This window comes from Psychromonas sp., assembly GCF_983033635.1.
The window spans coordinates 1-11,259 of record NZ_CEZLMY010000058.1; the positions used below are offsets into that span (position 1 = coordinate 1).

The window sequence follows — 11,259 nt, forward strand, 5'->3', positions numbered from 1 at the left end:
GGCCGAAACCAGATTGGTATTAGTGAGCATTAGTTAGTGTTAGTGAGCATTAGTTGAGTACCTGCTAAAAAACAGCATTGATAATTCAGCCTATATATAGCTAAAGATGCTGGCCGCAACCAGTTCGGCATTAGTGAGCATTAATTGCTTTTTTAATTTTAGATAAAAAAACAGCGCTTTTAGCGCTGTTTTTATTAGTAAGGAATTTAAATAACTTTTACTTTAATTTAAACCTAATTTAGCTAACTCTTTATTAACGACTTTTGCTGGTAATGGGATATAACCATCTTTTTTAACAATCACTTGCCCTTGTTGCGATAAAACCATTTTTAAAAATTCAGCTTGTAATGGTGATAACGGTTTGTTTGGATGCTTATTCACGTAAACGTATAAGAAACGTGAAAGAGGATATTTCCCCGTCACCGCATTATCCATTGAAGCTTCAATAAAAGGGCCACCTTTCTTTGAAAGTGCAATCGCTTTAACACCTGCCACTTTGTAACCGATACCGGAATAACCAATTGAATTTAAAGATGATGCGACCGATTGCACTACTGAAGCAGAGCCTGGTTGCTCATTTACAGAGTTTTTGTAATCGCCTTTACAAAGTGCTTTTTTCTTAAAATAACCATATGTACCTGATACTGAATTACGACCAAATAGCTGAATATCTTTACCAGCCCAACCGCCCGTTAAACCAAGATCAGCCCAACGTGTTGCATTTTTATCTGCGCCACATTTTTGTGTTGCAGAAAAGATCGCATCAACTTGTTTAATTGTTAGCCCTTCAATAGGGTTATCTTTATTTACAAATACTGCTAACGCATCAATAGCAACACGAACAGAAGTTGGTTTGTAACCGTAACGTTTTTCAAATGCTTCAATCTCTTTTGACTTCATTTTACGACTCATAGGACCAAACTGAGAAGTACCTTCAGTTAAAGATGGAGGCGCAGTTGAAGAGCCTGCTGCTTGAATTTGAATATTGATATTAGGGTATTGACGTTTAAACTCTTCTGCCCAAAATGTCATCATATTTGCTAATGTATCAGAGCCGACAGAAGAAAGGTTTCCTGAAATACCGCTTACTTTTGTGTAAACAAGTAATGCCGCATCTGTAGCTGAAGCTGCAACAGAGAATAGCGAAGCTGCACTTAATGTTACTGCTGTTGCTAACGTTTTAAGTTTCATTCAAAACTCCATCATTATCATCGTTAATTAAGAATTATCTATTTTATTGGCTTGTTAATAAAATAAAAGTTACGCCTCCATGGCGACGTCAGCTAATATGCGCTACCAATATGACACTTTAATGACATCTGTTGTTAATAATCATAATTTTAAGAGTAAAAAAAAGGCTTGTTATGAAATTTCACAACAAGCCTTAAAAAAAGTTCTCAAATAGATTATTTACGTAAACGACGTACTAATAACAGTGGTAAAGCAAAAATCCATAGCCAGAAACTTGCTGCTCCTTGACGTTCATAAGGATCTTCTTTTATATTTAGCAAATCAGACTCCCAACAGTTTGGGCTGTCACTTGGACTAATTACGGTGTCATTACGTATTAACTTAAAGGCAACTTGTGTAGCATTTACTTTATTTTTGTAATCATCAGCAGTGTTATATTTGTAACCTTCCGCTAGCACAGTTCCGTCATCATTAATTACCCTTGCACTGCGAATACGGAAATAAGGCGAAGTAACAACACCATCCGTTTCACTGCAGATTAAATCATTGATTAACCAGCTGTCACCACTTGTATTCTCATATAAAAATGCAGTCTGGCTACGCGGGCTGGCAAGATAAACAGGATCTATTTGATCATAATCATCTACTTGTCCAACCACAAAACCGTCTTTATTAATATCATAGGCCAGACTGTTCGCACCAGTTTTAGCGCCATTCTCCCCCGCTAAACGCTGCTGGGTAGTTAAGACCTTTTTATCTAATAATGGAATATTTATTGCACCAGTATCGATATTATAAACAAAGAATTCAAACGGAATATTACGACCTTTGGCAATGGCATATTCACGATTACCGACCACAATATTACTATCAGTAATAGCTTGCGCCCAAGTGTTATAAATACCGCGATCCTGATCATCAGTATCACCAATATCCGCAGTGGCAGATGAGATAACAGTCGGTTTACCATATTCCCCCGTTTCTGATGGCGACATAATAATCGCACGCTGACGGGCACCTAAACTGATGTTGCTGTATTCAAACGTAGAAGCACCCACTGCCATACCTGAGCTATTAATATCAAATGCACTGGCACTAAATGTTAGACTTCCGTAATGCTCTTCGTTATAGCCATTCGATGCTTCTGGTGAATTTCCAAGCCAGTGGCTTGCCAAAGGATAACCTGTCAGATCACTAACGCCACCATTAACTGTAGCCGTAGCATCCCAAGCCCAAGCCTGTGTATCAAAACCAGGACAATACACTAATTCATTAAGCGTGCTCATTTGCTCATCTTGATCACTAAAAAAGCAATATTTGAAATATTCATCGCTATCTTTAGGATAAGAAACACTTGAGCTCCCTATCACTAGAGTTTTAGACTCACCATTGCCATAAGTCACTTCTTTTAACTTATAGGCGCTTGTTAAACCTCCATTGCTGGTAAAACTAGGTAATAATGAAGTGACATCACCGCTTACAGATTTTACAAAAGCACGGCGCACAAACTCACGGGTACCACTTTGATAAGGCGCAGAAGAGTAACCGACTACAAAACGATCATCCGTTTCGGTGGGTAACGGATTAGTAACATCTGTAACTTTAACATCAGTACTATTCTCACCAAGAGCGTAAGGAATTTGAGGCTGATCGCTACCGTTTAACAGGGTGTTAGCCATAAAATAACGGCTGTAACCATTGGCAGCATTGGCTTGTGCATTTCGCCATTGTTGATAACCATTTTCATAGCTTAAATCACCAGCAGTTTCTGAGCCATAAAACTCAAGCCAGCAAAGAACACTGTCATACTGACAATCCCGATTAAAAGTAAGCGGTAAAGCAATATCAATATCGGCCGATAATGAAGCTTTCATTGAATAGGTGCCAATAAACGTGCCATCATCGGAAATAGCAGAGGGATATGGCCCATACAAAGCGCCATCGGCAGTGACGCTTATCTCTTCAACCGTATAATAAGGTTGTTGATTTGCCCAGCTGTTATTTGCTAGTAGCAAAACCACACCTGCTAAGGTAACTTTAAATTTCATTTAACTATTTTCCCCATTTTGTAATTCTTCTAACTCTTCCCAACGCATAAATGCTTCTTCTAATTGTTGTTCTGTATCAGCAAGCTCAGCTAAGAATTTATCAGCTTCAGTTTTCTCTTTAGTAAAGAACTCTGGCGTATTTATGCTTTCCTGGAGCTCTTCTACTTTTATTTCTAACTCTTCTAAAACTCGCGGTAAACCATCAAGTTCTAACTGCAGTTTGTATGATAACTTTTTCTTTGCTGCCACTTTTACCGGTGCTTTGTCTTTTTTAACTTGAGCTTTGGCGTCGCTAATAACGGGCTGACGTGTGGCTTCGCTTTGTGTTTTGTGACGTACAGCATCGCTGTAACCGCCGACAAACTGCTCTACATTACCATTCCCGTCAAAGAACCAGGTATTCGTAACCGTATTATCAACAAAACTACGGTCATGACTTACCAGTAATAGCGTGCCCTGATAATTCGCTAATAACTCTTCTAATAGTTCCAGCGTTTCGACATCAAGATCATTGGTAGGTTCATCAAGAATCAATAAGTTATTTGGCTTTAAGAAAATTTTGGCAAGTAACAGACGATTTTTTTCACCGCCCGATAACGCTTTTACTGGCGTTCTAGCGCGCACAGGGTGAAATAAAAAGTCTTGTAAATAGCCTAATGCATGACGTTTAAGACCGTTCACTTCAACTTCCTGTTTACCTTCTGCAAGGTTATCCATCACAGATTTTTCAGGATCTAGGGTATCGCGATACTGGTCAAAATAGGCAACTTCTAATTTAGTTCCGCATTTCATGGTGCCGCTGTCAGGCTGTAACTGATCTAAGAATAATTTCAGTAAGGTACTCTTACCGCAGCCATTACGGCCAACTAAAGCTATCTTATCGCCGCGCATAATGGTGCAGGAGAAATCACGCACAATACACAAATCATCATAACTATAAGCAATATGATCTGCTTCAAAAATAATTTTTCCTGAGCGCGTACCCGCATCAATATTGATTTTGGCTTTGCCCTGCACATTCTGACGCTCTGCACGCTCATTACGCAGTGATTTAAGTTCGCGAACACGGCCTTCGTTACGTGTGCGTCGCGCTTTGATCCCCTGGCGGATCCATTTTTCTTCAATCGCTAACTTACGGTCAAATTCAGAATTTTGTTCCTCTTCAACACGTAACGCTTCTTCTTTGGCTACTAAATAATCATCATAACCGCCCGGCCATGAGCTTAAATTGCCGCGGTCAATATCGATAATGCGCGTTGATAAACGGCGGATAAATTCCCGGTCATGACTGATAAATACAATTGAACCCTGGAAGCTTAGTAAAAACTGCTCTAACCACTCGATTGTCCCAACATCCAAATGGTTGGTAGGCTCATCAAGCAGCAGCAGATCGGGATCATTTACTAACGCTTTGGCAAGCGCTACTTTACGTAACCAGCCGCCGGATAACTGATCTAAGGTGGTATCCGGATCAATTGCTAAGCGGTCTAAAATCTGATTTATTTTACTGTCTAACTGCCAGGCATCTAACTGATCAATCTGCTCCTGGAGTTTCTGTAATTTATTTAACTGTTTTTCGCTGCAGTCTTCAGCAATAACATGTAACTGGTGGTGATACTCTTTTAATACTTCACCCGCATTTTCCATACCCGATGCAACGAAATCATAGGCACTCATGGTATTCGCTGTTGGCGGATCCTGCTCTAAACGTGCGATTTTAACATCGTTATTAATCAGCATACTGCCGTCATCTAATTGAATACGGCCGTCTAACACTTTTAATAGCGTTGATTTTCCTGCACCGTTACGTCCGACTAAACAAACACGTTCATTAGGTTCAATCACTAGGTTCGATTTATTTAATAATGCACTGTCACCGAAGGCGAGCTCTGCGTTATGTAAAGTTAATAATGCCACGTAAATACTCTTTTTTATTGGGTGTGAATATGAATAAAATCGTTTAGCTCTTGTAAGCTGAACGGCCAGTTAATGCTATTCCCGTTTTCATCTTCTATAACCGGAATCGAATAACCGTATAAATCCACTAATTTCTGATCGTGGATGATATCGACTTTTGAATAGGGGGTATTAGTCTGCTGCAATAATCTGACGGCATCATCACACAAATGACAGCCGTCAGTGAAATATAACAACAGATTTTTACCCGCCATTATTACTATTTCTTATTTATCATGCTTAGTTAAAATCCAGCACTGGTGGATTTTACTGTTTCGTTTAAAGTCTTCAGGAATTGATGACTGGCTGATGTCGTTAACATAAAAACCTAATGCTTTAACCGCATCAATATCTAACTTAAAGCCGCGCTTATTATTTGAGAAGATAATCTCACCACCTGCATTTAAACGTTCACTGGCCGATGTTAATAACGCAACATGATCGTCTTGAACATCAAACACATCAGTCATACGTTTTGAGTTGGAGAAGGTTGGCGGATCGATAAAGATCAGATCAAACATCTCATGGGCATGCTGCAGCCATTTAATGCAGTCCTGCTGGATAAACTCATGCTTACCTTTAATACCATTCTCAGCAAAGTTATCTTCACCCCATGCTAAATATGTTTTCGACATATCAACACTGGTTGTTGATTTAGCGCCGCCTAATGCCGCATGCACAGATGCTGTTGCGGTATAACAAAACAGGTTTAAGAAATCTTTTCCTTTCGCCATTTTTGCAATACGTAAACGCGTTGGACGGTGATCTAAAAACAGGCCTGTATCTAAATAGTCCTGCAGATTGACCAGCAGTTTTGCCTGCCCTTCATGCACCACTAACGACTGTTTTTTAGTGTCTAGTTTTTCATACTGCTGGCGCCCTTTCTGACGTTCACGTACTTTAATCACTAGCTTATCATCAGAAAGATTCAGCATATAACGCACCGTAGAAACCACATCTAAAAAGCGGCGACGTACTTTACCTGCTTCAATCTCTTTCGGCGCACGGTATTCCTGGATGATGACATACTCGCCGTAACGGTCAATAGCTACATTATATTCAGGCAAATCGGCATCATACATGCGGTAACACTCAACGTTTTCACGCTTCGCCCATTTCTCTAACTTTTTGAGGTTTTTAGTTAAACGGTTAGCAAAGGCTTCAGAGTAAATAGCAGGCTTAATCTGCTTAACTTCTTTAAAGACAATTTCAGATTCGGTTTCTTGCCCCATTGCAAAATCATCATCTCCACGTCCCATGGTCCACGGATTGATAGGCTCTGGAGTTTTATTGTTTTTATCTGATTCAACTACGGGGGCAGCTTCAACTACTTTTTCAACATTACGTTTTGCCGAAATACGGTAATTTTTAAGGACACACTCAATCGGACCGTTAAAGAATTTAAAGCTTTTCGCTGCACGCATACCTAAACAGCTCAGCAGCTCTGTATCCATGGCAAACATAGCCAAATTCCAGCCTGCGAATGCTTCTTTGAAGTGGTAACCTAACTCTGTGTATAGCGTGATGGTATCGCTAAAACCACCTAACCGCTCTCCGTAGGGAGGGTTACTGATTAGCATGCCCGTTTCCAGCTCTTCCGGTGGTAATACCTTTTTAGCATCGGCAACCGAAAATTCAATTAATTCTGCAACGCCTGCACGCTGTGCATTTTTACGTGCTATTTCAATCATATCTTTGCTTAAATCAGACGCGTAAAAACGTGTTTCGCACTGATTAACCGAGCGTTTAGCATAAACCTGAGCAGAGGTTTTTAATGTATTCCAGCACGCTTGATCATGTTTTTTCCACTTTTCAAAACCGAAGGTCTGACGCAGTGAACCCGGTGCTATATTGAGCGCCATCATAGCAGCTTCAATAACAATGGTGCCCGAGCCACACATTGGATCCAATAATGCTTCCCCTTGCCAGCCACTGCGTTTAACAATACCTGCAGCTAAGGTTTCACGAAGCGGTGCTTCACCGGCAATTGTGCGGTAACCACGAAGATGTAACGGCGATCCTGACAGATCTAAATAGATTGTCGCTTTATCTTTCCATAAGCGACCGTTGAAACGGATATCGGCATCGCGTTTTTCAACACTCGGACGATCATCAAATTTTTTGCGGAAGCGATCCACAATTGCATCTTTAATTTTTAACGCACCAAACTGCGTATTACGAATTTCATCGTTACTGCCGGAGAAGTCAATCGAGAAAGTATTATCAATATCAAAATGCTCTTCCCAGGGAATATTGCTACAGCCTAAATACAGATCCAGTGAATTCAACACTTTGAATTCACTAAGCTTTAATAATACTCGAGAGGCAAAACGCGACCATAAACAGACTTTGTAGCCTTGTTCTAATGTGCCATCAAAAGCCACACCACCGTTCATCTGTTTGGTATTTTCAATACCCATTTCTTTCAGCTCAACTTCAAGCAGTGGGGCTAAACCTTTGGCGGTCGGGATAAAGTAACTTAACATAATGGCTCTCAGCAATAATAGGGGGAATAAAACAGCGCGTATTATACCCAAACCACTAGGAAATGCGAGCTTCACAGCCACTATCAAGAGATCTAGAGATAGATTAGTCAAGAACAAACTACAGTTGATTTTTACACCTATAGTTAATGAGTCTAGTTAACAGCGTTTGCGTAGTTAGCAGTGATCAATCATTTCCCGTAATAATAACTAATCGTTTACATAAAAAGTGTATTATCATGCAATTAAAAGGAAATTATTTTGACACTCACTTATCCTCTAATCGGAATAGCAGCCTTAATCGCCATCGGCATCTTACTGCATCATCCCTCAAAGTCACTCGGTATTCCCTCTTTACTTATTTTTATGGGAGTCGGTTTAGTTTTTGGTAATGGTGAGTTTGACTTTGTTTATGACGATCTTAAATTAACCTCTCAAATCGGTGGCATCGCGTTAAATATTATTGTTTTTACCGGGGGCCTAAATACCTCAACAGATGATATAAAAAATGCATGGAAGGAAGGTGGTATATTAGCGACCTTAGGGGTTGTTATTACATCTTTAATTTCTGCTGCCATTATTTATCAATTTTTCGAGTTGAATTTTCTTACCTGTTTATTATTTGCCGCCGTTGTCTCGTCCACTGATGCAGCTGCCGTTTTCTCTATTTTAAAATCCAAAAAACTAAAACTCAAAGAAAATGCAGATACCATACTTGAATTTGAATCGGCAACCAATGACCCAGTCGCGTTAGTTATGGTAATCATGTTGACTGCTATTCTAGTCAGTAGTGATGGTGCGCTCCCAAGCCCCACAGAGATCAGCTCGCTGCTTACGCAGCAAGTCTTGGTGGGTACGTTGCTAGGAACGCTGGTTGCTTCTTTAGGGGTGTTTGCATTAAATCGTATAAAGCTTGAAGAGTTTGGTTTGATCCCCGTCTTTATTTTAGCCTGTTTTATTATTGCAACTTATGGCAGTGAACTGCTTGGCGGTAACATTTTAATCGCCTCTTATATTGCCGGTGTTATTTTCGGTAATCACTTAGAGCGAGGCCGTGAAGTTAATAAACATTTCTATAACGCCCTTTCTTGGTTAGCCCAGTCATTAATGTTTGTCGTACTCGGATTACAGATATTTCCAGCACAACTTCCGGTTGTATTTTACACCGCAATCGGCTGCGCAATCGTGCTGACTTTTGTCGCCAGACCAATAGCAGTAATGCTTTGTTATTTACCATTTACTAAATCGAGTTTGAAAAAACGTCTTTTTATTTCCGCTATCGGTTTGAAGGGGGCAACTCCCATCGTTTTTGCACTTATCCCGGCAGCGGCTGGCGTTGAACACGCGGATAAAGTGGTATACGTTGTCTTTTTTATTGTTTTGTTTTCAATACTGGTTCAAGGTGGCGTGTTAGAACCTTTAGCCAAAAAATTACAGCTTAATATTGATGACAGTGAAGAGACTAAAGGTACTGAGTAATAACTTTTTCATAGGCTAATATACCTGTCAGCATTGAAATTATGCGTTGCATCTTATTATGTAGGTGCAATTGCTAACGAACACGGAACAAGCAATAGTAAGAAAAAACAGACCGAAAGTTGCTTGCAGTAATATAACAAGAGATCTCTTTTACAAGTAATATAGAGGTGTATTGTATACTCACTTTTCTTGTATTGTTCAGTCAATCATTTGGCTGTGTACAGATTAATTTAGTTACAACACCTTGCTTATAAGTGCTTTCTGTATATATCTAAGGCTGACTTACAAACAATAATCATAGTATAAAAGTGACCGTGTGTTTGTTAAGCCTAACGAAATTGCCGAAGCTAAAAGATCGAATAAGGCGCTTCTTTGTTAGTTAAAATTTCAGCAAAAATAGTAACTTTTGCTTTTCTAACTGGTAATGTTTATTACTGTAAAAGGTGTTGAAATTACACGCGATGGACTTCCCATACTAGGCTAAGATTACCGGGTAATACTAAGTTCTTGAGTTACGCAGTTCATCGCGCACGCTGGATAATGCCGATGCAACTAAACCAATCGGTACAGCAACCATTCCAAGGCCAATCATCAATACAAAAAAAGTAAAGATCTTGCCACCCGTTGTGATCGGATACATATCACCATACCCCACCGTTGTTAATGTAGTGACAGCCCACCAAAGGCTGTGAAAAACAGATTGAAATTGTTCAGGTTGAGCTGCATGTTCAAAATAATAGATACCAACCGCTGATAAGTAGAGCATGATAATGGCAATGAAACCGAAAAGAATGAGTTCTTCTTTGGCGATTATCAAAGCACGATGAAAACGATTTATTGCTTGATTATATCTAAATAATTTAAGTATACGTAATAAGCGAAATAACCTAAAGATGCGCACGCTACGCAGATCAAAACCAGTTGCGATATAGAATGGTAAAATAGCGATCAAATCAACTAAACCATAAAAGCTGAAGATAAAACGCAATTTTTTTTCAGCAGTATAAATCCGTAACAGATACTCAGCAGTAAAAATAGATACAGTAATCACCTCGATAATATGTAAAATATGTTTAGTGCGGGAAGATAAATCGGGCAAGGTATCCAGTGAAAAGGAAACTAAAGAGACTATGATTAGAAATTGAATAACAAAGGTAAATATTTTACCTGATAAATGGTCAGTGCTATCTACAAGTTTGCAGATCCTATTTTTATTAAACAACTTAAACCTCTGTTTGCCTAGATTAACAAAAACTCACATTAACGATATATTCCTGTAAATTCAATCGTTCATACTGTTATTTCTAATAGCGTGAGAACAGACGTGTCATACAGCGCACTTTATTAGAAAAATAGATTAATCATGCTCTACAGCACCCTCTTTCTGATTATTGACTGATCACAGTTTGACCATTTCAAGCTTGTTAAAAACATTTTACTCCATATACTGTTTTCAACCGGGGCGCTTGAAAAAGCACCCCGGTTTTTTTTTGCCTGCCGTTTATGCCTGTAAATCAAAACCAAATTGTTAATCATTTTTGTTATAAATTTAGGAAACAGTTATGCGTATTGAACAAGATCTAAAATTAGGTTTTAAAGATGTCCTTTTCCGTCCAAAACGTTCGACTTTAAAAAGTCGCTCACAGGTAGAACTATCCCGTGAATATACGTTCAAGCATAGCGGTCGTAAGTGGAGTGGTGTGCCAATCATAGCCGCCAATATGGACTCCGTAGGTAGTTTTGCAATGGCAACCGCCCTTGCCGAGCATAATGTATTAACCGCAATCCATAAGCATTACACAGTTGATGATTGGACTCATTTTGTGAAAAAAGCCCCGGCTAAAGTACTTAACAATCTAATGGTTTCAACCGGCACATCAGAAAAAGACTTCCAGAAAACCATTGATATTATGGCGCTTTCAGAAGAACTGATGTTTATCTGTATCGATATCGCCAATGGTTATTCTGAGCATCTGGTTGAATATGTTGCCCAAGTACGTGCCGCATTTCCGGATAAAGTGATCACCGCCGGTAATGTCGTTACCGGCGATATGGTTGAAGAGCTAATTTTAGCTGGTGCGGATATCGTTAAAGTTGGCATC

General features: G+C 39.4%; 8 protein-coding genes. 2 read left to right on the forward strand and 6 right to left on the reverse strand.

From position 1 onward, the window contains the following. Positions 1–222: 222 nt before the first annotated feature. The 5 genes from AC4GME_RS09665 to rlmKL form a co-directional block, all read right to left on the reverse strand. Entirely contained in the window at positions 223–1,191 is a 969-nt protein-coding gene (locus AC4GME_RS09665; RefSeq protein ID WP_490379302.1) for a PstS family phosphate ABC transporter substrate-binding protein, read from the reverse strand. A 215-nt stretch (positions 1,192–1,406) separates the two neighbouring features. After that, positions 1,407–3,239: a DUF3466 family protein gene (locus AC4GME_RS09670; RefSeq protein ID WP_490376328.1), complete on the reverse strand. Its 1,833-nt coding sequence runs from the start codon at positions 3,237–3,239 to the stop codon at positions 1,407–1,409. Continuing rightward, positions 3,240–5,156 (reverse strand): ATP-binding cassette ATPase Uup, encoded by a 1,917-nt coding sequence (gene uup / locus AC4GME_RS09675; RefSeq protein WP_490376327.1) that lies wholly within the window; start codon positions 5,154–5,156, stop codon positions 3,240–3,242. Positions 5,157–5,170: 14 nt separating this feature from the next. Beyond that, entirely contained in the window at positions 5,171–5,410 is a 240-nt protein-coding gene (locus AC4GME_RS09680; RefSeq protein ID WP_490376326.1) for a glutaredoxin family protein, read from the reverse strand. 12 nt (positions 5,411–5,422) lie between these two features. Then, positions 5,423–7,681 (reverse strand): bifunctional 23S rRNA (guanine(2069)-N(7))-methyltransferase RlmK/23S rRNA (guanine(2445)-N(2))-methyltransferase RlmL, encoded by a 2,259-nt coding sequence (rlmKL, locus tag AC4GME_RS09685; RefSeq protein ID WP_490379303.1) that lies wholly within the window; start codon positions 7,679–7,681, stop codon positions 5,423–5,425. A gap of 258 nt (positions 7,682–7,939) precedes the next feature. Between rlmKL and AC4GME_RS09690 the strand changes: the two genes are divergently transcribed. Beyond that, complete coding sequence (locus AC4GME_RS09690) at positions 7,940–9,157, forward strand: potassium/proton antiporter (RefSeq protein ID WP_490376324.1); 1,218 nt, start codon at positions 7,940–7,942, stop codon at positions 9,155–9,157. 499 nt (positions 9,158–9,656) lie between these two features. Here AC4GME_RS09690 and AC4GME_RS09695 read toward each other — a convergent pair whose 3' ends face one another. Then, positions 9,657–10,379, reverse strand: coding sequence for an ion transporter (locus tag AC4GME_RS09695; protein WP_490376323.1), 723 nt, complete (start codon positions 10,377–10,379; stop codon positions 9,657–9,659). 340 nt (positions 10,380–10,719) lie between these two features. Between AC4GME_RS09695 and AC4GME_RS09700 the strand changes: the two genes are divergently transcribed. Then, the coding region (locus AC4GME_RS09700; protein WP_490379304.1) for an IMP dehydrogenase at positions 10,720–11,259 on the forward strand (540 nt) is incomplete at its 3' end.

Bases quoted from the DNA above. Each gene is read 5' to 3' on its own strand.
- AC4GME_RS09665 (WP_490379302.1), bottom strand. From the start codon at position 1,191: ATGAAACTTAAAACGTTAGCAACAGCAGTAACATTAAGTGCAGCTTCG.
- AC4GME_RS09670 (WP_490376328.1), bottom strand. From the start codon at position 3,239: ATGAAATTTAAAGTTACCTTAGCAGGTGTGGTTTTGCTACTAGCAAAT.
- AC4GME_RS09680 (WP_490376326.1), bottom strand. From the start codon at position 5,410: ATGGCGGGTAAAAATCTGTTGTTATATTTCACTGACGGCTGTCATTTG.
- rlmKL (WP_490379303.1), bottom strand. From the start codon at position 7,681: ATGTTAAGTTACTTTATCCCGACCGCCAAAGGTTTAGCCCCACTGCTT.